The following is a 23,254-nucleotide window of genomic DNA, read 5'->3' as shown; positions in this document are numbered from 1 at the left end:
ACAGGCTGGCGTTCAGGCTGATGCCGCTTCTGGGCTTGCTGTATCTGATCGCGTATATCGACCGCTCGAATATCAGCTTCGCCAAGCTGCAGATGCTGGGCAGTCTCGGTTTGAGCGAAGTGGCGTACGGGCTTGGCGCGTCCTTGTTTTTCATCGGCTATCTGATATTCGAGGTGCCGAGCAACGTGCTGCTGCACAAGTACGGCGCACCTCGCTGGATCGCACGGATCATGCTGACGTGGGGCATTGTCACCGTGCTGCTCGCGTTCACGAAAAACGCCACGACGTTCTACGTGCTGCGTTTCCTGCTGGGTGCGTCTGAAGCAGGGCTTTATCCGGGCGTGATCTATTACCTAACCTTGTGGTTTCCATCGCGGCATCGCGTGCGGATGCTCGGCTATTTCACCGTCGGCAGCAGTCTCGGCAACATGGTCGGCGCACCTATTTGCGGCTGGCTGCTCGACAAGGGCGGACTCTTCGGTCTGCAAGGCTGGCAGCTTGTGTTTATTGTGACGGGCATACCGTCGATTCTTCTGACCGTTGTGGTGCTGCTGTATTTGCCCGAGTCTCCGCTCAAAGCGAAGTTTATGACGGATACCGAGAAGAAATGGCTCGCCGATACCCTCGACAATGAACGTGCGCTCGCGGCGCAAACCGAAGCGGGCAAGACAAATTTCCTGAGTGTGCTGACCGAGCCGCGCGTGATCGGCATGGCGCTGTATTACATGATGCTGTCCATGTCGGTGTATGGCGTGAGTTACTGGCTGCCGACGCTGGTCAAGGGATTTGGTGTTAGCAATACCGTCAATGGTCTGATCAACATTGTGCCGTGGCTGCTCGCAACTATCGTGCTGGTGTGGTTGCCGTCGAAGTTGCGCGCGAGCGACCACACCATGACCGCGATGCTCTGCGCGTCTGTACTGGGCGTGATGTTCTTTCTCGGCAGCGTCTTCCTGCCGACCAACACGTTGCGTTTTATTGCGTTGAGTCTTGGCGCGCCATGCATGTATTTGCTGCTCCCCTGCTTCTGGACGTTGCCGCCCAAGTTCCTGACGGGCGCCCGCGCCGCGGCGGGAATAGCTGCGATCAATTCGCTGGGTAACGTGGGCGGTTTCATCGCGCAGAATCTGGTGCCGTGGGTCCGGCAGGTGAGCGGCAGCACGAAGGCGCCCATGTTGATCCCTGCCGCGTGTCTCTTTACGTTCGGTGTCGTTACGCTGATCCTGATTCGGCGCAAGCGCCTTGACGGCATGCGGGAGTCGGACAATGGGCGTCGGGTGGAAACGGCGTAGGGCGCAGCGCTATCGTGCATATGACAAGGCAAGCTACGCCGCGTTGACTACAATAGCTGCGTCAGGCCCTTCAACGACCACAAGAACCATGCCGAACGACAAGCCGACCGTTTATCCCACCGACTCGCAGGACGAAGCTCCGCCCGCGCCCGTCAAGCGCTCGCGCGGCGGTCCCAAAGGGCTGCGCATTACCGATGTCGCGGCTGTCGCGGGCGTCTCGCCCATCACGGTTTCGCGCGTCTTCAACAATCCGGAATCGGTCGCGCCTGAAACGCTTGAACGCGTGCGCCAGGTCGTGCACAAGCTCGGCTATGTGCCGAACCGGCTGGCGGGCGGATTGTCGTCGTCGAAATCGCGGCTGATCGCGGCTATTGTCCCGACCATCGCGCACTCGCTGTTCTCCGAGACTATCCAGGTGTTCAGCGAGACCATGTCGAAGGCGGGTTATCAGGTGTTGCTCGCGTTGAGCGGCTACAGCGATTCCAGCGAAGAAACGCTGCTCGATGCGGTCCTGAGCCGCCGTCCCGAAGGCGTGTTGCTGACGGGCGTCGCGCATACGGATTCGTTACGCGAACGGCTGCGCAATGTGGGCATTCCGATAGTGGAAACATGGGACATGACGGATACGCCGATCGATATGCTCGTCGGTTTCTCGCACTATCGGGTGGGTGAAGCGGTGGCCGAGCGGTTCCTGGCGCGTGGCGTTTTGCATCCGGGCCTGGTGTCGGCCAACGACGACCGCGCGATCGCACGTATCACCGGCTTTCGCGAGCGGCTGGCACGCGCGGGGATTCACGATATAGCCGAGGTGATTGTCGCGCCGCCCAGTTCGGTGTCCATCGGCAAGACTGCGTTGCCGCAACTTCTGGAACAGGCGCCGCAACTCGACGCCGTATTCTGCGGCTCGGATCTGCTTGCCATCGGTGTGCTTGGCGAGGCGAAACGCCAGGATATCGATGTGCCGTCGCAACTGGCCATCTGCGGCTTTGGCGATCTGGAATTCGCCTCGGAAACGAGCCCGCAATTGACGACCGTGGGCGTGGACGGCACGCGCATTGGCGTGAGCGCTGCGCGCTGTTTGCTGGAGCGCCTGAAAGGCGTGAAGGAATCGAACGTGATCGATGTGGGGTTTCATATCGTCGAACGTCAGACGGTTTGACGACCGCTAGCAGTGCGGCCACAACCACGCGCGGGTGAGGGCCTGTCTCTCCCTCCCTTTGCCGGGCTCCCTTTCCCCTCCCAAAAAGCTTCGCTGATCCCCCATCTGCATGGTTTCGGCCTCGACGGCGGCCGAGGACACTACAGTCATCGATCGATGACCTTCCTTCGTAAAGACAATGACGGAAGCCAGCTCTGAACTTCCAACCAATATTCCTGATTGTCTTCATCGGTCGAGTGTTTGACTTAAGCGTGCGTAGCGGGCGCTTCATACGGTTAAGCGGTTCAAGCGCGTGGTTGACGGGAAGGATGCACGGTCCCGCGTACGCATGTTTGTGTCGGCGTTACATGGCATTTAAGAAACGTTATTAATCGGGTGTAACACCGACGATTACTTTTTATCAAACCGGGGATATTCCCTGCGAATCTGGCTCTCAGGCGCAGGACAACACTTTCTGGAGGTAAATATGAAATCGTCGATCTATGCGGTCCTCGCTGTCTCTGTCTCGGCCCTGACCGCGCCGATCATTTCGTTCGCTCAACAGAGCGAACCAATCACTCGCGAGCAAGTGCGCGCTGAACTCGTCCAGCTTCGGGCAGCCGGATATGACGGAAGCGCCGGCGACACGACGTACCCCACTGACCTGCAAATCGCGTTAGCGAAGGTCGCCGAGCAGAATCAGGCGATGGCAAAAGCCGCTCCGCAAAACAGCGACTACGGGACGTCGTCCAGTGGCAGCTCGCAAGCAGGTGCCCCGCAAGTCCCGGTGGATACAACGTCCCTTTACAGGGGACAGTAAGGGCGCCGGCTGTTCTGTTCTGTGCGCTGTTTTCGAGCCCGACCCTGCCGCGCCGATCCGTCGCCGCGGTAGTACTCGCTGTCGCTCTCAACGCTCAGATCCAGGTCGTCACGGACGTAGCGAAATAATTTGCAAGAGTCGACGGTACATAGGGACCTGGCGTGATCGACGGATCGCCTTGTACCGGACCTGCCGCAAGCCTGTCACGAATCGAGTGATGAACACCGAGCGGCAGGCTCTTTGAAAAATCGCGTGGACCACGCGGAAGATTGGCGAACACCCCGCTATTCCATGGTTCGTGAGCGACCCCCAGGGCGCTTGGCGTCATCGGCAGAAAAGGATTACGAAATAAAATTCCGCTGAGTGTTCCGCTGAGACAACTCGTCATCCATGCGAGCGCCCCGTCGGACAGGCCATTCTGGTTGTTGGTTGGGGGATAGCCGCCGCCGACATCGGCGTGCGCGCCAGGAAAGAGCACCTGCGTCACGTTCTCGCGCGGATCCCAAAGCGTTGGCGTGAAATCGCCACGCTGCTCGTCCACACTCACGGCATGAAAGCCATTCAACACAGCAGGGTTAAGCGCAGTGTCGGCAAAGCGGAACACGTCCACGCGCGAGTCTCCCGATTCCACATAGAGCGGAATACCCATCGAGCCGACCGTGTCCCATACGCCGATCGCCTGAATCTGAATGCCCGGGATAAGGTCCTTCGGATCGATGGATAGCAGGAGTGTCAGGAAACTTTCCACGTCTCTGAACAGCGAACCAATCGAAGCGTTCCAGGTTTGGGCAATAGCGGAAACACGCTTTGCGCGATGAGCACGCCAGGCGGCAATGCCGTTGCGATACCCCACCAGCGGATCAGTAAGATCAAGTGTCTTCGCGTTGAGCAAGCCTTGATCCACAATCAGCCCGCCGAGCGCGCGTGCGGTGTAGGACCCGCGGCTAAAGCCGACGATGAATATCAGGTCGCCCGCTTCATAGTTGCGCGAGATGAACGTGTAGCCGCGAACGATGCGCGCGATCAGACCCCAGCCGAAGACACCTCCGAGCATCTTGATGATCGGATTGCGCGAGTCTCCCACCCCGTGCAAGTACTTGGCCACCTGAACACACTGCCCGCCGAGGCTCAGGGACACCTCCTGCTCGTTCGCGTAGAGAACGGAACTGTTGTGCGGGTCGCCCGCGATATTGAGGAACAGCTTCCACACATTCGTAGTCTCGGGACCGTCGTCCTGATCGTCCGAGTTCGGGCCGTTCCAGGTGCCGTCGGCACAGAAGACAATATTCTTGGGCATGACGTTTCCTTTCGATTTATGCGGCAGTGCGTTGCGCCGTGAATCAGGAGTGAGCGTCGCCAGTGGAATAGCCCGACTTGAGGCCATCCAGTGAGATGGCGGCTGTTGTTGCCGCGCTCTCCGGCTTAGGCTGTGCTTCGGTGGTTTTGAAACCGATGTAAGTCGCACCACTGATGCCAAGCAGCGCGAGCGTGTTCGCGTCGAACGAGGGCATCGAGCAGGTGGTGAATACCTGATAAAGAAACATCAGCGCGACTACGACGGTGAAGATAAGCATCTGCAGCCGATGCACGGCGACGCCGCCTTCGTCGCTGGTCAGGTCCGCGAAAAAGTGCGGGGTCGTTGCGGGAAACGCTGTTCGCCGCGATAGATCCACGCCCCGTGACGTCACCCCGAGCACGCTGTAGATACCCATAAGAACGAGCGCTTGCCCGGACAAGGAGGGGATCGCTCCTAGCGCCACCCACTCGAACACATAGGACACGACAATGACTGCTGTCCACCACGCCATCTGCGTGCGGGCGAGGCTGAAGGTGCGGCTTCTGAAGGACACAGTCGTCTCTGCGCCGACATCGCGCAGCAAGGCTGTAGTCGCACCCAGATAGACGAAAAGTGCCACGGTCGCGATGGCAACGAGGCCGGCCACCGCAATTCTCCATACCGGCGACCAGAGGAATTTCAGCGTGGCGTTCGGCGCTCCGACAGCTTTGCCGCTTGCATCGGCCACGCCGACCGGCAGTTCCCGGATGAGCGCCGAACCGTTGCCTTGCCATGGAAAGCCGGTCAGTCTGTGCCACGCCGCTGTATTTGCTGACAGCGGCGCGTCGGTTGTCCTGCTCAGGAGAAACGACACGGTGTTGGAGTCCCCGGAGCATCCCTGCGCCGTTATACCGGTGTTATCGCCATCCACCGTCAGCGTATAGTTCTGGACGGCGGACTGCGGGGGGCAGGGCGTTGTAATAGGGACCTTGATGACATCGCCGAGCGAGCCGTTGATGCCGCCACTGGTTTGCGCGCCAGCCTGCGCGGCGGCGCATAGCAGTATCGACACAAGCAGCGCCGCGGCGCCGTGACAAGGTAGCTGCATATAACCTCCAGCTTCGTGGAGTAGTCCGGATGGGCTGCGCGAACCGCCTCCGCTTACCCGGCGTGCTCGGCAACAATGGCCGGTTGAGCTTGCAAATTGCCTTGCTGAACAGGCAAGGCGGGCAGTGGGGAAGGCGCTTGAAGAAACAGGCTTCGCTCGGCCGTTCTGCGTTTTAGCAGACCGGGCAGCACGGAACCGTTTGCGCGGCACCAGCGAAGAAACTGGTCTGCGGCTCCCGCAAAATTCCCCGCATTAAGTTCGGTGAGCAAGGTGGACGAGCGAAGATTGCCCAGGCCGAGGTTAAAGGTGAAGCTGGTCAGCGCGCCATACTGATTGTCATTGAGCGCTACCGAGACGGATGCAAGGACACCTGCACCGGCCTGCATGAGATCGCTTTGCAAGAGCGTTTCTGCCTGCGCGACGGTAATTCCACTGGGATACAGCGCCTTGACTTCGGAAAGCGCTCCACTTCCCCTGAGAAAGTGCCCGCCGCTTTCAATGGCATGTCCCCAGCCAATGGTCCAGATTCCAACGGGGTCGAGGTATGGGCGAATTGTCCCGCTGCCATCGCCGAATCCTGGAATACCCTCGTATTGCTTTACAAGGCTCATTGCGACATCACATACGGTGCGAGGGGGCATGACGTCCTCCTGATACTTGGCACGGCCCTGCAGCGAGACGCACAAGGCCACCACTTGCCGGGACATGCGCCGCTCAGAACCAGCCTAGAAAATCATCTCTTTGCACCAAGACGTATGTGCGCCATCACACCTTATATGGATGACGAACTAATAGTTTGATTTTGAAAAATACTTTGAATAAGGCTGATTTACAAGCAAATAGTCACCCATTGTCCGATGCCTATTTATGCGTATACATCAAAGGTCAGTTATTTTCGGAATCTGGAGACTGTGCGCTAAACCGCATAACCAAGGGCAAGGTGGCTGCGTGTTTTTAAACATATTCTAATGTTGAGGATGACGACAGAATGCTTTGGATTCAGGAATCTTGACACTATTCTTAAAATTGTCTTGATTCCCTGAAATTATGACGGCCAGACCGAAGACTGCATTCGGCGAATCGAAGAATCGGCTGTCGGGCGGTTCGTTTTTTTTGACTCGTTACCTGGCTTTCCCATTTGGCCCGACAAGGCTGGATCAAGGAGGGCGTAGCGAGCTTTCCGATGCACTGGCTCAACGAAGGCGAGCCAGCAATCCATAAAGCATGGGTCATGCAACGCGCAGACCGGCGGTCGACTCGTCCTCACGGCGTCGCCCTCCGGTTGAGGTAGAGAGGTCCCGCTCGGATCTCCAGCAGTCAGACGCTGGCAGCATGACTGCGCGTGCCTGCCCTTTTTAAAAACAAGTCGAGGTCAGCAATGGAGTCTTTGAATTCGAACAACAGCCCGGGCACGTTCGACGAATTGATCTTCAAGCGTGAACTGAACGAAGTGCATTTGCTGCTCGATTTTATTTCCGGCCGTCCGAACGCGCATATATGGGACCTCGACGGCAAAATCCCAAATCCGGTTACCGACGCGCCGAGGCCCGGGTCAGCAATACAGACACTGATCAAGACACTTTGGTCGCCCGCCGTAGTGACGTCGACGCTCGACAACGGTAAAAGTACCCTCGATGCCTTCGACACGATCAAGTGGGTATGCAAGCTCCGCTATCCACCGAACGCGCCTTCAACGGACAAGGCATACGACGCCACGCTGCTCTTTTATGTCAAGGACAGGCTGAATAGCCTTGCGTATCCGGCGACGGGATTGACGATCGCGTACACGTACATTTTTGTCGAAGAGCAACGCCCGCTGCAACACTCGACCAAGGAAGAGAGGGACGGCCAGACCCGTGCGTCCGTTGCGAGAGAGGCTTACCCGGGGCTGGTCGGAAGTGCCAAGCGGTTCCGCTGGGTTCACAAGATGTATACCGGTCTAGGCGTATTCGTTACCCTGCTTGCCGCCATCCTGCTATGGCTCGTGACTTACGGTGTGCAGATCACTTCGCGTTTCGAGGAAGACGGAAAACGTGCAACCGAAATAACGCGAACCATCTATGCGGAGATCGACAAGGAGAATGCGGCGGTGCCGATCGAGGGCAAAAACGGTTTAAGCCACAAAACTGTGCCGCAGCGGTGCGACGCCAAGGAAATCGAAAACGAGAGCAACTCGATCCGGCTGCTATGCAACGACTGGTCCTACATTCAGGCGCGTTATGAAATGTCCATTGCTGACGCCACGACCTTCGCCAACAGCTTTCCTTCAAGCGTCCTCATGCTGTTTTTCCCGACCGCTGTAGGAAGGGGTGAGTGGCAGAGTCAGGCTACGCAGGCCAACGCGTCGCTTGAGAGCGCTAAAGCGCGGCAGCGCGATAGCAGCCGGCAGGAGGCTATTCAGTCCATCACCCTGGTGTTGTCAGCTTATGCGAGCTACGTGTTGCCGATCCTCTTTGCGTTAGTGGGGACTATTGCCTCAATGCTGCGCGACATCGGCAACAAGATCACGGACAACTTGCTGGCGCCCAGGGACGAGGCCCTCGCATTGATGCGTGTGCCGCTAGGGCTGATGGCGGGAGTCGCGGTCGGTTTGTTCTTCAGCCCTTCGTCGGTCGCGTCACAGGTGAGTTCCGGAGCCGGGGTCGTTACTCTCACGGCTTCTGGACTTGCTTTTCTTGCAGGCTATGCGGCCGATGGTTTTTTCCGGATGCTCGACACATTGACCACGCGTGTCTTCAATTTGAGTAGTGAGGGTAAAAAGCCGCCCCCTCAGTAGCAGGCGTTCACGGCGACCCGTTGTCCTCGACGCGCAGATCGCTGTTCCGTTTCATTACAGTTCTTTGCACGGGTGTTCCGAAACGGAACGCTTGCCCCAATCCGCGCTTAGCCGATAAACCCGGGCAACGTGTGTGTATGCTCGCGGCCAGTTCCTTGGCACACATCTCGCAAGCATGTTCCCACCGGTCGCGGCAATCATAGCCGCGGCGGTCATTCTCACCGACATGCGAGGAGCACGCACATGAATCACGCCGAGATGCAATTTTTGAACACCGAATTCCCGTACAAAAAGCAGTATGGCAACTTTATCGGTGGTCAATGGGTCAAGCCGGCAGGCGGCGAATATTTCGATAATATTTCGCCCATCACCGGTGAAGCGTTCACCTCCATCCCGCGCTCGCGCGAAGCGGATATCGAACTGGCGCTCGACGCAGCGCACAAGGCCAAGACCGCCTGGGGCAAGACCTCGTCCACCGAGCGAGCCAACATCCTGAACAAGATCGCCGACCGGATGGAAGCGAATCTGGTGCGCATTGCGGTGGCTGAGACCATCGACAACGGCAAGCCGCTGCGCGAAACCATGGCCGCCGATATCCCGCTGGCCATCGATCATTTCCGCTATTTCGCCGGCTGTGCGCGGGCGCAGGAAGGCTCGATTTCGCAGATCGATGAAGACACGGTTGCATACCATTTTCACGAGCCGCTAGGCGTGGTGGGCCAGATCATTCCGTGGAATTTCCCGATCCTGATGGCGGTATGGAAACTCGCGCCGGCGCTGGCTGCGGGTAATTGCGTGGTGCTGAAGCCCGCCGAGCAGACGCCCGCTTCGATACTCGTGCTGCTCGAGGTGATCGGAGATCTATTGCCGCCCGGCGTGCTGAACGTGGTGAATGGCTTTGGACTGGAGGCGGGTAAACCGCTGGCATCGAATAAGCGGATTGCGAAGATTGCGTTCACCGGCGAGACCACGACCGGCCGGCTGATCATGCAATACGCCAGCCAGAACCTGATTCCGGTGACGCTCGAACTCGGCGGCAAGAGCCCGAACATTTTCTTTGCCGATGTCATGAACGCCGACGACAGCTACTTCGACAAGGCGCTCGAAGGTTTCGCCATGTTCGCGCTGAATCAGGGCGAGGTTTGCACGTGCCCGTCGCGGGTGTTGATCGAAGAGAGCATCTACGACCGCTTCATGGAACGCGCGCTCAAGCGCGTGGCGGCGATCAGCCAGGGGCATCCGCTCGACTCGAAGACGATGATCGGCGCGCAAGCTTCGCAGGAGCAACTCGAAAAGATCCTGTCGTATATCGATCTCGGCAAGCAGGAAGGCGCTGAATGCCTGATCGGCGGCGAACGTAATATGCTCGAAGGCGAGCTGAAGAACGGTTATTACGTGAAGCCGACGGTCTTTCGCGGTCACAACAAGATGCGCATCTTCCAGGAGGAAATCTTCGGGCCGGTGGTGTCGGTGACAACCTTCAAGGACGAAGCGCAAGCGCTGGAAATCGCCAATGACACGCTATATGGCCTCGGTGCGGGCGTGTGGACACGCGACGGTACGCGAGCCTACCGGTTCGGCCGCGACATCCAGGCTGGCCGCGTGTGGACCAACTGCTATCACGCGTATCCGGCGCATGCGGCGTTCGGCGGTTACAAACAGTCGGGCATTGGCCGGGAAAATCACAAGATGATGCTCGACCACTATCAGCAGACGAAAAATCTGTTGGTGAGTTATAGCCAGAAGCCGCTCGGTTTCTTCTGATCGAAGCGGTCATTTGATCGACATGGCGGGCCGCTCAGCGGCTCGCCATATTGCGTATTTGTGGCTCAGTGGAAACCCTTATGACCGAAGAAGAAGTTCCGCGTGTGGTCGCCACACCAGCGGCGATAGATTTGATCGAGACGCTGAAGGCCGAGCACGGGCAGGTGTTATTCCATCAGTCCGGCGGTTGCTGCGACGGCAGCGCGCCCATGTGTTTCCCCGTCGCCGAATTCATGGTCGGTTCATCGGATGTCAAGCTCGGCGAGCTTGCCGGCGTGCCGTTCTACATGAGCGAATCGCAATTCGAGTACTGGCAGCACACCCAATTGATCATCGATTGCGTGCCGGGTAATGGCGGCATGTTTTCGCTGGAACGTCCCAGCGGTTTGCGTTTTCTCACGCGATCGCGTCTTTTCGACGATGCCGAATCCGCCTGGCTCGAACGCCATCCGGTCGAGCACGTCTCAAGTTGAAAACCGGTGCAGTGGTACATTGTCTCGATCGACCACGCGATGGACGGAGCTGACGACCGACTCCTTCCGCGAATGCTGGCGGAGGAGACAATGGTTATGAACCCGGTTCCTATCGACCGTTCAAGTGGATCAAGCCGATCCGCGATGTTGGCCAGCGACCCTGCCGGCCGTATGGAAGGGCTGGATATCATCAAGCTATCGCATGAGCGGTCCCGTAGCTTTGGGCTGTCGGACACCATGCGGCCTGATTATGGCGTGCTCACTGAAGCCGATCTCCTGCTCAAGCGCGAGCAGAATCGCGCGCTCAGTACACATGCGCTGCCCGTCATAGAAACGCTCTACGGGCAGATCGCCAACACCCACAGCATGGTCGTACTGACCGATTCACAAGGGCTAATCCTGCATTCGCTCGGCGACGACGATTTCCTCGCCCGTGCCGATCGTGTCGCGCTGCGGCCCGGTGCGTTGTGGAGCGAGCAGCAGCAAGGGACTAACGCTATCGGCACCGCCATTGCCGCGGGCGATGCCACCATGGTGCTCGGCGACCAGCATTACCTGCGCGCGAACCGGTTCCTCGCGTGTTCGAGCGTGCCGATTCTCGATCCATTCGGCGAGCTGCTAGGTGTTCTCGATGTAACCGGTGATTGCCGTGGTCATAGCCGCCACACCATGGCGCTCGCCAAGATGTCGGCGCAGATGATCGAGAACCATTTGTTCACGAGCGCCTTTCCTGAAGCATTACGAATTCATTTCCATGGACGGCCCGAGTTTATCGGCACCTTGATGGAAGGCATTGCTGCGTTCAGGGCCGATGGCAGGTTTCTATCGGCCAATCGCAGCGCACAATTTCAATTCGGTTTGCCGCTCGCTTCGTTGCGCGCGCATACCTTGTCGTCGTTGTTCGACGTCTCGTGTGGCGAGCTGATCGACCGGATGCGCAGCGGCACGAACGCGCCCGTCGACCGCACGATTTCGCTGCGCCTGCATAGCGGCGTCAACGTGTTTGCCAGCGTGGACCTGAGGCGCTCGACCGCTGTCGCGCTTTCTGCGGAGACCCGCAATGTCACCGATGTCGTCGTGCGCAAACACGTACCGGAAACGCAGCCGAAACTTTCGGGTTTGCGTTACCTGATGACTGGCGACGCCCAGGTCGCCGCGCTCGTGGAGCGAGTGCGCAAGGTGATCGGTAAAAACATTCCGATCCTGATCGGCGGCGAGACGGGAACCGGCAAGGATGTCCTGGCGAGCGCGGTGCATCGCGATTCGCCGCGCAGCAGCGGGCCGTTTGTTGCGGTGAATTGCGCATCGATTCCGGACACGCTGATCGAAGCCGAGTTGTTCGGCTATGAGGAGGGCGCGTTTACCGGCGCGTCGAAGCGCGGTGCCTGCGGCAAGATTCTGCAGGCGGATGGCGGGACCTTGTTCCTGGATGAAATCGGCGATATGCCGTTCTCATTGCAAAGCCGTCTGCTGCGTGTGCTGCAAGAGCGCACGGTGACGCCGCTGGGCAGCACGCGTGCGGTGCCTGTCGATTTCGCCCTGATTTGTGCGTCCAATCGCAATCTGCGCAAGCGTGTCACGCGAGGCGAGTTTCGCGAGGATCTCTATTACCGGATCAACGGTCTGCTGGTGACGCTGCCGCCACTGCGCCAGCGCACCGATCTTGCAGTGACGGTCGAAAAGATCCTGCGCGCCGAGCGTACGAGCGGTGCGCCCATCAGGGCTTCACTCGAGGTCCTGGCGGCGTTCACGCGGCATCAATGGCCTGGAAACTTCCGGCAACTCGCCAACGTCTTGAGGACCGCATGCGCGATGCTCGACGACGATGAAACGTGCATCGACCTTGACCACCTGCCGCAAGATTTCTTCGATGACGACCGCCCGGCCGAGAGTGTGCAAGTGGCCGCGTCGTCGCCTGTCAAGGACAGCGCGCGACTCGATGATCTTGCGTTGTCCGCCGTCGCAGCGGCGCTCGAAACGCATGCCGGCAACATCTCGGCGGCGGCGCGGATGCTTGGGGTATCGCGCAATACGCTGTACCGGAAGATGGCTGCGCTCGACGAAACGCGGCGTCGGTAACATCGTTGTTGATGAGACAAACGTCTCATCAACAACGATGGTGCACTGCGGTGTGATCTCCCGGAACACGCATGCTAAAACGTCACCATGCGCTAAAGTTTTCGGGTTGCAACGTGTCATGAGTGGCGCGAGCGCACCGAATCCGCCGGAGGCTCTTCATGCCGTATGTTTCGCAGACCAGACACATCGATCGCGTGCGCAATGTGATCGAAGGACGCGTGAGCAGTCCGGGTGCCGACGCGTCGCGGCTGGCGTCATCGTATAGAAGGTCGCTGGAGCAATATCATCTCGACCCGGGCGCGACCATTGGCCCGCGCATTCTGACCGTACCCGAATTACGCAATGTCCAGCAGCGCGAAGAAACCGTGCTGCGTGCATCGGGTCAATGTCTGTCGCGTTTGCATGAGACCGTGCGCGAGGCCGACTACTGCGTGATGCTGACGGATGCGGAGGGCGTGACCATCGACTATCGGGTGGATCGCGATCGCCGTCATGAGTTCAAGCGCGCAGGTTTGTATCCCGGCTCGTGCTGGTCGGAGCGTGAAGAAGGGACATGCGGCGTTGCCTCGGTGCTGCTCGACGCCGAGCCGATCACCGTTCATAAGACCGATCATTTTCGCGCGGCGTTTACTACGCTGACCTGTAGTGCATCGCCTATCTTCGGCGTGCAAGGTGAGTTGATCGGCGTGCTCGATGCGTCCGCTGTGCGTTCGCCCGAAGAGCGCGAAAGTCAGCGGCTGGTTAACCATATCGTGCGGCAAAGTGCGTTGCTGATCGAGGATGGTTTCTTTCTCAACGCAACAACACACTGCTGGGTCTTGCTTGCGCATCGCAGCCGGCACTATGTGGAAGTGCAGCCGGAAATACTCATAGCCTTCGATGCCCGCGGTTATGCGATTGCTGCGAACCGGCGCGCGAAGGAATGTGCGCCGGGACTGGATCAGTTGCCGCGTCACGTCTCCGAACTCTTCGATATCCGCGCCGAACGTCTGCTCGATGTCCGTCCCGGACGTGATCTCATTTCGTTCAGATTGATAGGCTCAGGCGCGCCGCTGCATGCGCGCGTGAGGCCACCTGTTATGCGTGCGTCCCGAAGCACGCCGATGCCTCCGCGCGAAGCCAATACACCGGCGACGCAACCCGCGTTGTCTGAAAGCGAATCACTCGAACGCAGCCGCATTGTTGCCGCGATGACCGATGCGAAGTGGCGGCCGGTTCTCGCTGCGCAGGCGTTGGGAATATCGCGGGCGACGTTGTATAGACGTATCGCGAAGTTTGGAATAGTGGCGCCGCACAGGCGTTAGCAGCAACTTGGCGATTTTAACGGGCACAGAACCCGTATTTTTTTGATCGATATCAATCGATATTCAGTAATCCGTATCTCATGGAGGAGCGACCATGCCTGAACGTAATCCGAACGAAACCATCTCCAACATTCTGGAGACATTCGAAGCTGCGCTGAAAAGTGGCGATACGGTGGCTGCCGTTGCGCTATTCCAGCCCGATGGTTATTGGCGCGACCTGGTCGCGTTCACCTGGAACATCAAGACGATGGAAGGCCGCGAGCAGATTGCCGCGATGCTGGAGGCGCAGTTGAACACGGTCAAGCCATCGAAGCTGAAGATTGCGGATAACGAAACAGCAACCGAAGGGGATGGCGTGACGCAAGCGTGGATCACGTTCGAAACCGGCGTCGCGCGCGGCACGGGTTTTATTCGCGTGAAGGACGGCAAGATCTGGACACTGCTCACCACGATGACCGAACTCAAAGGCCATGAAGAACCCAAAGGCTTCAAGCGCCCGATGGGCGCCGAGCACGGCGCGCGTACGGACCGGACAAGCTGGAAAGAGGATCGCGAGGCGGAGCTTGAGGCGCTGGGTTATGAGAAGCAGCCGTATTGCCTGGTCGTCGGTGGCGGGCAGGGCGGCATTGCGCTAGGCGCGCGGCTGCGGCAACTTGGTGTGCCGGCGATTATCGTCGATAAGAACGAGCGGCCCGGCGATGCCTGGCGTGCTCGTTATAAAACACTTTGCCTGCATGATCCGGTTTGGTACGACCACATGCCGTATCTGCCGTTTCCCGACAACTGGCCGGTGTTTTCGCCGAAGGACAAGATCGGCGACTGGCTCGAGATGTACACGAAGGTGATGGAGTTGAACTACTGGGGGTCGACCACGTGCACGTCCGCACGATACGACGAGGCGGCGGGCGAATGGATCGTGGAAGTCGAGCGTGGCGGCGAAAAGCTGACGCTTCGGCCGAAGCAACTCGTGCTCGCAACCGGCATGTCGGGCAAGCCGAATATGCCGAAGTTCAAGGGCATGGATGTGTTCAAGGGCGAGCAACATCATTCGTCGAAACATCCGGGACCGGATGCTTATCGTGGCAAGAAGGTTGTTGTGATCGGCGCGAATAATTCTTCGCACGATATTTGCGCGGCGCTGTGGGAAGCGGGCGTGGATGTGACGATGGTGCAGCGTTCGTCCACGCACATAGTCAAGTCGGATTCGTTGATGGACTTGGCGCTCGGCGGCCTTTACTCGGAGCGCGCAGTGGCGGCGGGCATGACGACGATGAAGGCCGATCTGACGTTTGCATCGATCCCGTACAAGATCATGCACGAGTTTCAGATACCGGTTTATAACGCGATCAGGGAGCGTGATGCGGAGTTTTATGATCGGCTGGAGAAGAGAGGTTTTATGCTCGATTTCGGCGATGACGACTCGGGTCTGTTCATGAAATATCTGCGGCGTGGGTCGGGCTATTACATCGATGTGGGCGCTTCCGAGCTCGTCGCGGATGGCAAGATCAAGCTGAAGAGCGGCGTGGATGTGGTGGAGTTGAAAGAGCATTCGGTGGTGCTTAGCGATGGCAGCGAGCTTGAAGCGGATCTGGTCGTTTATGCGACGGGGTATGGGTCGATGAATGGCTGGGCCGCGGATCTGATTTCGCGCGAGGTGGCGGATAAGGTCGGGAAGGTGTGGGGGCTGGGATCGGATACGACCAAAGACCCGGGGCCATGGGAAGGCGAGCAGCGCAACATGTGGAAACCTACGCAGCAACAGGCGTTGTGGTTCCATGGCGGGAACCTGCATCAATCAAGGCACTATTCGCAGTATTTATCGCTGCAGTTAAAGGCGAGGATGGAGGGAATTCCGACGCCGGTGTTTGGCTTGCAGGAGGTGCATCACTTGTCGTGATATGGGGGTGAAGATGCTTTGACGTGCCCGGCGGTGGTCGATTCTTTGTCGATTGCTGCCGGGCACACGCGTTTCATTCGTCGGCTCGTCCGCATGGCGACCCATCAGAGCCGCCTCGACGTGGGTGGCGGCCAAAATGGGACCCCGATTGGGCTTTCCGGAGCGCAATGACACTCGACGGGCCGTTCGGCGCGACGACCAGCTCTAAAGTGCGCTGTGCAGTGCACCGACGGGACCAGATACCTACTTAGCGTGATGCGGCTTTTGCTCGATCACCCCGAACCAACCCATACCCAGGTAGCTTTCATAGCCAGGCGTCAATGCATATCCAACAAACGATCCCTCAGCGGTACGGTAAACGCCAGTATCCGTACTACCCTTTCGCAGATCGTATCGCTTCGTATCCCGGGACGTTTGCCCAGAGTCCGCAATGACTTGTCCATTGGCGTCGACAATCATGCAACGCGTGCGGGGTCGCTCCGCGTTGCTCAAACGCACGTTATCCAGCACCGCCGATGCCTGCTTTGTCCAGTCGAAAAAGACTGCAAGGACTCCCACGATCTTTCCGTTGCTCGCGCCGCCCTCCCTGATCGCGGTCGCATATGTCGCCGCCTGCGCTCCGTCCAGTTCTGCGACTGCATCCACATTGGCGGTGGCATATTCGTCGCCGGAGCGCGTACGGAGCGCGGCGCCGAACCACTCCTGGCTCGCGGCGTTCACCACGCGCGCGACCGCAAATTTCGAAGGCCGCCCATTCGCGACAACACGCCCTTCGAGATCCAGCACCCAGATATCGAGGTAGACGGTATAGCTGTCGAGTATCACGGACATCCGCTTCGACGCATGAGCGGCGGCCTCCGGGCCACTTGTCACGCAATCAACGATCGCTGCATCCGTCGCCCACCAGCGTACGTCGCATGAGCGCTCGTAAAGGTTGCGATCGATTACGTCGATCATATTCAGCGCCAGATCGGTGAGCCGCTGCCCCTGCTGCCGTTCCAGCTCCGCCACCATCGTTTCGCTGATCATCGCGAGCTCAGTGCCGAGCTCGCCAGTAAGTTGCCCGATCCGGTGAGAAACGTCCTTCACTTGGTTTGCCACGACTGCGAAGCCACGACCGGCTTCCCCAGCGCGTGCCGCCTCGATTAGCGCATTGATTGCAAGATAGGTCGCCTCGCGGTTAATAAGATCGATTTCCGCGATCTTGTCCTTGGAAATCCTGCGGACCGCCGTCGTCAACTCGGCTATGACCGTGTCTTTCGGCGGTTGAGCGTGCTTCACTGTTATTGCGGACATGGCTTGTTAGCTCCGATTGCGTACGGTGCTGCCAATTGAAATTCGCTACCGGCAGGGTAGTGCGTTAGTGGTATTAACGGCGCATTTAGAGAACGCTTGAGTCCCGAATGTTGAGTTTCGGGTGTCACTTTTTAAACGGACAACGGAAATTCTTGCGGCGACACCGACGAATGAGCAATTAAAGGAGGCAACGCTTTCCCTTGAAACCGACGATGTGCGTTCAGAATGGCACCTGCTGACGACATACTCTGAGAACTAGCTGCCGAAGCCAACGATGAACAGGGTCGTTCTCCAAACGAGGATGCCACATTTGAGAAATCGTAAAGCCATCAGTCGCCACAGGAAGCTCGAACGAGTAGACGGTGACGGATGCGGCGTGCTGAGTGTTCATAAAAGATGCAGGCAGGAGCGCTATCAAATCGGACGCTCGAGCCACGGCTAACGCGGCCGGAAAGCTGGGCACGATCGCTACGGTCGTTCGTTCCAACCCTAACAGGCTAATCGCAGCGTCAAGAGATTGAATTATTTGGCGACCGTGCGGAGTGGCTATGTGGCCAAATGCTGCATATTGCGAGGGTGTCACTTCTTGTTTGATTTCGAGGGGATGCGCCTTTCTGACAACACCCAGATAGCGGTCTCGAAACAATGCCTGGACGCGTATTTCAGGTCCCATTTCCTCCAGGACACCGATCTCAAGGTCGGCGGAACCATTTCGTAGGTATTCCGGATTCTTTTCCGCTTTGGACGAAAAGTGCAAACGTACAAGCGGCGCAAGTGCCGTAACTTCAGCAATCAATGCTGCACCGAGGGCTTCCACGAAAGCTTCATTGGCACGAATCTTAAGGGTTCTCCGCAACGTTGAAAAATCTAGCGCCGCCGGCGACGGACGGAGCAGGGAACGCGCCTCATGAACAATATTTTGTGTTTGCTCACGAATCTCCTCGGCATACGGAGTCAGCACCATATGGCGCCCGGCCCGGACCAATAATGGATCGCCGGTCGCAGCACGAAGGCGAGTAAGTGTGCGACTCATTGCCGAGGCACTTAAATGCAACGACCGGGCAGCGCGTGTCACGTTTTTCTCGGCAAGCAACGCATCGAGCGCGAAAAGGAGATTGAGGTCCGGTTCAGGCATTTCTTGATCGTAGTAAGCAGAGGTGGGATATGGCGTCTGATGCATATATTAGTTGCATTCAGTGCAGCTTCCGCCATCCCTTATGTACCGCTACATTGGCTTGCGCGATTTACTTAAGAGGATCGCTCTCGTTACTTTCAGGTTTGAGAGCGACTTCGTTTACCGGGGATGTCAATGCAAAACACACCTTCGCAGAAAATTGTTCTCCTTATCGGCGCTTCCCGCGGCCTTGGATTTGCGATGGTCGAGGAGTATTTGAAGCGCGGCTACCGAGTCATCGCCACCGGGAGAGCTGCCTCGACAGAAAAGCTTCGGCATGTCGCGGAAGCCTCCGCTGGCGCGCTCGAAGTAGAAACTGTCGATATCACGATTCCAGAGCAGGTCGCAGCTCTGCGCGCCCGCCTTGTAGATCGACGTATAGATGTGCTTTTTGTGAACGCAGGTGTCATAAACGACGATCGTGAACCGATAGCGGACGTCTCGACAGAGGAATTTGTACGGGTGATGGTAACGAACTCGCTGAGTCCGATGAGAGTCATTGAGGCGTTTCAAGACCTTGTCCCGCCGACTGGGACTATTGGTGTCATGTCTTCGGGGCAGGGCAGTATCACAAATGCCACTAACGCGAATTATGAAGTCTACCGGGGGAGCAAGGCCGCACTCAATATGTTTATGCGTACCTTCGCAGCTCGCAGCGCCAAGTATCCGCGGAGCCTGCTGATTATGGCGCCTGGATGGGTCCAGACAGACATGGGTGGTCCTACGGCGCGCTTGACCATCGAAGAAAGCATTCCGAACCTGGTCAATACGATGGAGGCTTATGAAGGGCGCTCCGGCTTGCATTACCTCGACTTTCTCGGAAGGGCCGTTCCTTGGTGACGGGCCACATAAGCGCCGGATGTCTGCTCATGCATAGCGTGCGAGGAACATGTCAGCGGCCGATTCTGCGACCTGCTTTTGCTCCTGTTCGCCGAGCGGCGCCTGGCCCATTACCACCTGCGGCCAGAACGCGAAGGCCTTCACCAGCGCCTGCAACTGCAGTGCTGCGAAGAGCGGATTGTCGGTTTTGAGACGGCCGTCGGCGACGGCCGCCCGGATCCACACGGTCAGGTCTTCCTCCCGTTCGCCCAGGCGGCTGACCATGTCCCGCGCTCGCTCCGGCGAATGGATTCCGGCTGCGATCGCCACACGTGCAAGCGACAGGAAGGACTCCTCGTTCAGAAGCCGTAGCTTGCGGCCCAAAAGGTCGAGCAACTGAGCGCGCAGCGGTTCGTCGGTGCGGTAGGCGGGAGCATCGCCCGTCTGGCTCGCGTCCCACAGCCGATGGAGAATCGCCGCGAAAAGTGCTTCCTTGCTCGGGAAATGGTTATAGACCGTACGTTTCGAAACGCTCGCCCGGGCGGCGATACGGTCCATGCTGGTCGCGTCATAGCCGGCCGCAAGGAATTCCTCGATCGCGGCGCCGAGGATGGCGACACGCTTGCGGTCAGTCAGGCGTTGATGGGTTGCACTTGGATCCATGACCGAATTTTATACTGGATAGTTTACTTTTTTCGAGGATAAACTACACTGCTGAGTGTACATTTCTCTCTGGATGACCTATCTCATGACGTCGCTTCCTGCTCTAGTCAGCCGCGCGCTCGGCGTTACCGCCGCGCAACGGGGCCGCGCGTTGTCCAACTCCTCGCCGCAGCATGACGGCGAACGCTTTCGCAACGTCAAGCCGCGTCCTGTCGAAGGCCTGCGCAAGACGCTCGCCATTGTGTGGAACCTGTTGCTCAACAAGCCGCGCGGCACCGTGCCGACAAACGCGTTGCCCGTCGATGCGCTGACGCGTGCGCAGCTCGATGCGGCGCCCGATCGCAGCCTCTATCGGCTCGGTCATTCGACGATGCTGCTGAAGCTGCGTGGCCAGTTCTGGCTGACCGATCCCGTGTTCGCCGAGCGTGCCTCTCCGTTTCGGCATCTCGGCCCGAAGCGCTTTCATGCGCCACCGGTCGCGCTCGCCGATTTGCCACCGCTGCGCGGCGTGATCCTGTCGCACGACCACTATGACCACCTGGACCGCGAAACCGTACTCGCGCTCGCGGAGAGCACCGGCGTGTTTCTGACACCGCTCGGCGTCGGCGACCGGCTGATCGAATGGGGCATCGACGCTTCGAAGGTGCGGCAGTTCGACTGGTGGCAAGGCGCCGAGGTAGACGGTATGCAGTTCACCGCCACGCCCGCGCAGCATTTTTCCGGCCGCAGCCTTTTGGACGGCAACAGTACGTTATGGGCGTCGTGGGTGATCGTCGACGACGATCTGCGCGTGTTCTTCAGCGGCGACACCGGCTACTTCGATGGTTTCAAGACTATCGGCGAGCGCCTTGGGCCATTCGATGTCACGCTGGTCGAGACAGGCGCATACGACGCGCATTGGCCGTACGTTCACATGCAGCCCGAAGAAACAGTGCAAGCGCACATCGATCTGCGTGGCCGTTGGCTCATGCCGATTCACAACGGCACCTTCGACCTCGCGATGCACCGCTGGCAGGAGCCGTTCGAAAGGGTGACGGGACTGGCCCTCGCGCGCGGTGTCGCGCTGTCGACGCCCCGCATGGGCGAGCGGCTGGATCTGAGCGCGCCACATCGCGGCGAACGCTGGTGGCGCCAGGTCGTCGAGACCGTCGCTGCGCCAAAGGCCACGTGGCGCCTGTGCGCCTCGCGCAATGCCGGAGATGCGAAGTCTTCGTGACCTCGTGTGAGCGCCGCCTGCCCGAGGCCGCGCTCACCGCCGTTGTCAGTCTGAGATCGCCAGAGTGCGTTGCGGGCATGACCATCGGCCCAACGTCGACCCGGCAAATCGACGCGGCTTCATTCGAGCCCGCCGGGTGATCCAAGCGCGCCATCAACGGGCGTTCCATACGAAGTCATCAGTCAGTGAGACGCAGCGAAATCGTTGATCTTTGCAGCGGGTGAGAGCGCGAACGATCCCCGCATGTCTCGAGCCTCATCAGCGGGCGAGCGTCCGAAAAACCGCTTGAACTCGCGGCTGAACTGCGAGGGACTTTCGTAACCGACGCGCGCCGACGCGGATGCGGCCGTCAAGCCGTCGCGAATCATCAGCAAGCGTGCCTGATGCAGACGCGTCGACTTGATGTATTGGATCGGAGAGGTCAGCGTGACGGTTCTGAAGTTGACATGAAACGCGGGAACGCTCATTCCCGCCTCTTCCGCGAGACGACTGACATCCAATGACTGCGCATAGTCGGTGTGAATTCGCCGCAGCGCTTTCGCCACCCTGCCGAAGCGGCCCTGATGCGCGAGCGCGGCCCTCATCGCACCGCCTCTTTCCCCAATCAATACCCGGTAGCAGATTTCGCGCACGATTGCAGGTCCCAGTATCTCGGCGTCAAGGGGTGACGTCAGGGCTAGCAGCAGGCGTAAGGTCGCTTCGGCGAGGTCTCCCTCGAGCGGCGTCGACAGGATCCCTAACGGTGTGCCTTGTTGATGGCATCCGGAGCGGTCGATCGCCAGTATCAGGTCGGTCAACTCGATCAGATCGAGACGCAACGACACGGCCAGCATCGGCTCGGACTCGCTCGCTTCGGTTTCAGTCGAGAACGGCAGCGGCACAGACAAGACCAGGTAATGCTGCGCGTCGTAGACAAACACTTGTTCGCCCAGAAAACCCAGCTTGCGCCCCTGACACACGATCACGATGCTTGGCTCGTACAGCACGGGCGTGCGCCCCAGCGGCCGGTTCGAGCGCATGAACTGCACGCCCTCCAGCGCGGACTGGGTGTACCCCTCATTCGGCGCCAGACGCTGAAGCAGGCTCACCATCCTTGCGGAAACCGGGTTGTCGGCAACGGTCACGGGGGCTCCTCTTTCGCCAGATCAGACGGAGGAATTCTACTGGATGCGATCGACGGGCAGCATCCCACTTCAATAGGAATAGGCAATACCGCCATCGTCGCGTGTATTCGCGTGCGGGCGCCCGGCTCATAAGATGGGTCATCGGCTGCACGGTGCAGCCTAAGCGCCCGAGAGACCGCGCCGCGACTGCCTTGCCCCTTCATGCGCAGGTTTCGTAGCCTCTCCCTCAGACAAACCTGAACAGATTTTCGAAACGGAGAACGCAACATGACGACGCAAACCAACCAGCCCAAAGTCATCCTCATCACCGGGGCAAGCAGCGGTATCGGCGAAGCGACGGTCCGGCTGCTCGCCGCCCAGGGGCACCAGCTCGTGATCGGCGCGCGGCGCACGGAACGACTCGCGGCGCTGGCCGAAGAAATCCAGGCAAGCGGCGGCTCGGTTCGTTACCGGGCACTCGACGTCACTTCCGCCACCGACGTCAACGCTTTCGCCCAGTTCGCACTGGACGCCTTCGGCCGCATCGACGTGATCGTCAACAACGCCGGCGTGATGCCTTGTCGCCCTTGAGCGCGATAAAAGTGGACGAATGGAATCGCATGATCGACGTGAACATCCGCGGCGTGCTGCACGGCATCGCTGCGGTCCTGCCGACCATGGAGCGCCAGGGCTTCGGCCAGGTCATCAATATGTCCTCGATCGGCGGCCTGTCCGTCTCGCCGACGGCCGCCGTGTACTGCGCCACCAAGTTCGCTGTGCGCGCCATCTCGGACGGCCTGCGGCAGGAAACCGACAAGATTCGCGTGACCGTGATCTGCCCGGGCGTCGTGGAGTCGGAGTTGGCCGAGTCGATCTCCGACGAAACCGCGCGGACAGCCATGCGCGACTTTCGCCGCATCGCGCTCACGTCGGACGCCATTGCGCGCGCGATGGCCTATGCGATCGAACAGCCGGCGGATGTCGATGTCAGCGAAATCGTCGTGCGCCCGACGGCGAGCCCTTTCTAACGATCCTCATCTCTTAGGACTAGGGAGA

18 protein-coding genes and 1 pseudogene are annotated in these 23,254 nt (G+C 59.1%); 12 read left to right on the top strand and 7 right to left on the bottom strand.

Annotation, left to right across the window (positions count from 1 at the left end; all coding sequences use genetic code 11):
• The first annotated feature begins 20 nt into the window (after positions 1-20).
• The 3 genes from M0D69_RS10775 to M0D69_RS10765 all read left to right on the top strand — a co-directional run bounded on the left by M0D69_RS10775 (position 21) and on the right by M0D69_RS10765 (position 3,250).
• Entirely contained in the window at positions 21-1,292 is a 1,272-nt protein-coding gene (locus M0D69_RS10775) for an MFS transporter (RefSeq protein ID WP_301782076.1), read from the top strand.
• Positions 1,293-1,380: 88 nt separating this feature from the next.
• Positions 1,381-2,451: a LacI family DNA-binding transcriptional regulator gene (locus M0D69_RS10770; RefSeq protein ID WP_301782012.1), complete on the top strand. Its 1,071-nt coding sequence runs from the start codon at positions 1,381-1,383 to the stop codon at positions 2,449-2,451.
• Between the two features lie 466 nt (positions 2,452-2,917).
• Positions 2,918-3,250, top strand: a complete 333-nt coding sequence (locus tag M0D69_RS10765) for a DUF4148 domain-containing protein (protein WP_301782011.1) — start codon at positions 2,918-2,920, stop codon at positions 3,248-3,250.
• 94 nt (positions 3,251-3,344) lie between these two features.
• Here M0D69_RS10765 and M0D69_RS10760 read toward each other — a convergent pair whose 3' ends face one another.
• Genes M0D69_RS10760 through M0D69_RS10750 form a run of 3 tightly spaced genes read right to left on the bottom strand, consistent with a single transcriptional unit; the run spans position 3,345 to position 6,341 of the window.
• A complete protein-coding gene (locus M0D69_RS10760) occupies positions 3,345-4,547 on the bottom strand; it encodes a DUF2235 domain-containing protein (RefSeq protein ID WP_301782010.1) in 1,203 nt (400 codons plus the stop codon).
• Positions 4,548-4,590: 43 nt separating this feature from the next.
• Positions 4,591-5,634 carry a hypothetical protein gene (locus M0D69_RS10755; RefSeq protein WP_301782009.1) on the bottom strand — a complete coding sequence of 348 codons (1,044 nt, stop codon included), beginning with the start codon at positions 5,632-5,634 and terminating at the stop codon, positions 4,591-4,593.
• Positions 5,635-5,687: 53 nt separating this feature from the next.
• A complete protein-coding gene (locus M0D69_RS10750; protein ID WP_301782008.1) occupies positions 5,688-6,341 on the bottom strand; it encodes a lysozyme in 654 nt (217 codons plus the stop codon).
• A 671-nt stretch (positions 6,342-7,012) separates the two neighbouring features.
• Between M0D69_RS10750 and M0D69_RS10745 the strand changes: the two genes are divergently transcribed.
• The 6 genes from M0D69_RS10745 (at position 7,013) to M0D69_RS10720 (ending at position 15,927) form a co-directional block, all read left to right on the top strand.
• On the top strand, positions 7,013-8,410 hold the full coding sequence (locus tag M0D69_RS10745; RefSeq protein WP_301782007.1) for a hypothetical protein: 1,398 nt from the start codon (positions 7,013-7,015) through the stop codon (positions 8,408-8,410).
• Positions 8,411-8,653: 243 nt separating this feature from the next.
• Positions 8,654-10,174, top strand: a complete 1,521-nt coding sequence (gene adh, locus M0D69_RS10740; protein WP_301782006.1) for an aldehyde dehydrogenase — start codon at positions 8,654-8,656, stop codon at positions 10,172-10,174.
• An 80-nt stretch (positions 10,175-10,254) separates the two neighbouring features.
• Complete coding sequence (locus M0D69_RS10735) at positions 10,255-10,647, top strand: DUF779 domain-containing protein (RefSeq protein WP_301782005.1); 393 nt, start codon at positions 10,255-10,257, stop codon at positions 10,645-10,647.
• A gap of 144 nt (positions 10,648-10,791) precedes the next feature.
• Positions 10,792-12,726 (top strand): sigma-54-dependent Fis family transcriptional regulator, encoded by a 1,935-nt coding sequence (locus tag M0D69_RS10730; RefSeq protein WP_301782004.1) that lies wholly within the window; start codon positions 10,792-10,794, stop codon positions 12,724-12,726.
• Between the two features lie 158 nt (positions 12,727-12,884).
• The gene (locus tag M0D69_RS10725; protein WP_301782003.1) at positions 12,885-14,030 is read left to right on the top strand and encodes a sigma-54-dependent Fis family transcriptional regulator; all 1,146 of its coding nucleotides are present in this window, start codon (positions 12,885-12,887) and stop codon (positions 14,028-14,030) included.
• Positions 14,031-14,124: 94 nt separating this feature from the next.
• A complete protein-coding gene (locus M0D69_RS10720) occupies positions 14,125-15,927 on the top strand; it encodes an NAD(P)/FAD-dependent oxidoreductase (protein ID WP_301782002.1) in 1,803 nt (600 codons plus the stop codon).
• A gap of 243 nt (positions 15,928-16,170) precedes the next feature.
• Here the strand turns inward: M0D69_RS10720 and M0D69_RS10715 are convergent, their stop codons facing one another.
• Both M0D69_RS10715 and M0D69_RS10710 read right to left on the bottom strand, forming a co-directional pair.
• A complete protein-coding gene (locus M0D69_RS10715) occupies positions 16,171-17,223 on the bottom strand; it encodes a methyl-accepting chemotaxis protein (RefSeq protein ID WP_301782001.1) in 1,053 nt (350 codons plus the stop codon).
• Positions 17,224-17,443: 220 nt separating this feature from the next.
• Positions 17,444-18,358, bottom strand: coding sequence for a LysR family transcriptional regulator (locus M0D69_RS10710; RefSeq protein ID WP_301782000.1), 915 nt, complete (start codon positions 18,356-18,358; stop codon positions 17,444-17,446).
• A 174-nt stretch (positions 18,359-18,532) separates the two neighbouring features.
• Between M0D69_RS10710 and M0D69_RS10705 the strand changes: the two genes are divergently transcribed.
• Positions 18,533-19,237 (top strand): SDR family NAD(P)-dependent oxidoreductase, encoded by a 705-nt coding sequence (locus M0D69_RS10705; protein ID WP_301781999.1) that lies wholly within the window; start codon positions 18,533-18,535, stop codon positions 19,235-19,237.
• Between the two features lie 27 nt (positions 19,238-19,264).
• Here the strand turns inward: M0D69_RS10705 and M0D69_RS10700 are convergent, their stop codons facing one another.
• Positions 19,265-19,879 carry a TetR/AcrR family transcriptional regulator gene (locus M0D69_RS10700; RefSeq protein WP_301781998.1) on the bottom strand — a complete coding sequence of 205 codons (615 nt, stop codon included), beginning with the start codon at positions 19,877-19,879 and terminating at the stop codon, positions 19,265-19,267.
• A gap of 85 nt (positions 19,880-19,964) precedes the next feature.
• Between M0D69_RS10700 and M0D69_RS10695 the strand changes: the two genes are divergently transcribed.
• Complete coding sequence (locus tag M0D69_RS10695; protein WP_301781997.1) at positions 19,965-21,095, top strand: MBL fold metallo-hydrolase; 1,131 nt, start codon at positions 19,965-19,967, stop codon at positions 21,093-21,095.
• 182 nt (positions 21,096-21,277) lie between these two features.
• On the opposite strand, the gene M0D69_RS10690 is transcribed toward M0D69_RS10695, so the two are convergent.
• Complete coding sequence (locus tag M0D69_RS10690) at positions 21,278-22,219, bottom strand: AraC family transcriptional regulator (protein ID WP_301781996.1); 942 nt, start codon at positions 22,217-22,219, stop codon at positions 21,278-21,280.
• Between the two features lie 267 nt (positions 22,220-22,486).
• On the opposite strand from M0D69_RS10690, the pseudogene M0D69_RS10685 reads away from it, so the two are divergent.
• Positions 22,487-23,226: pseudogene (locus M0D69_RS10685) on the top strand (SDR family oxidoreductase).
• Positions 23,227-23,254: the final 28 nt, after the last annotated feature.

The organism is Caballeronia sp. SEWSISQ10-4 2, assembly GCF_030464885.1.
In the GTDB taxonomy this organism is placed as follows: Bacteria; Pseudomonadota; Gammaproteobacteria; order Burkholderiales; family Burkholderiaceae; genus Caballeronia.
This window is presented reverse-complemented; position numbering and strand designations above follow the sequence as displayed.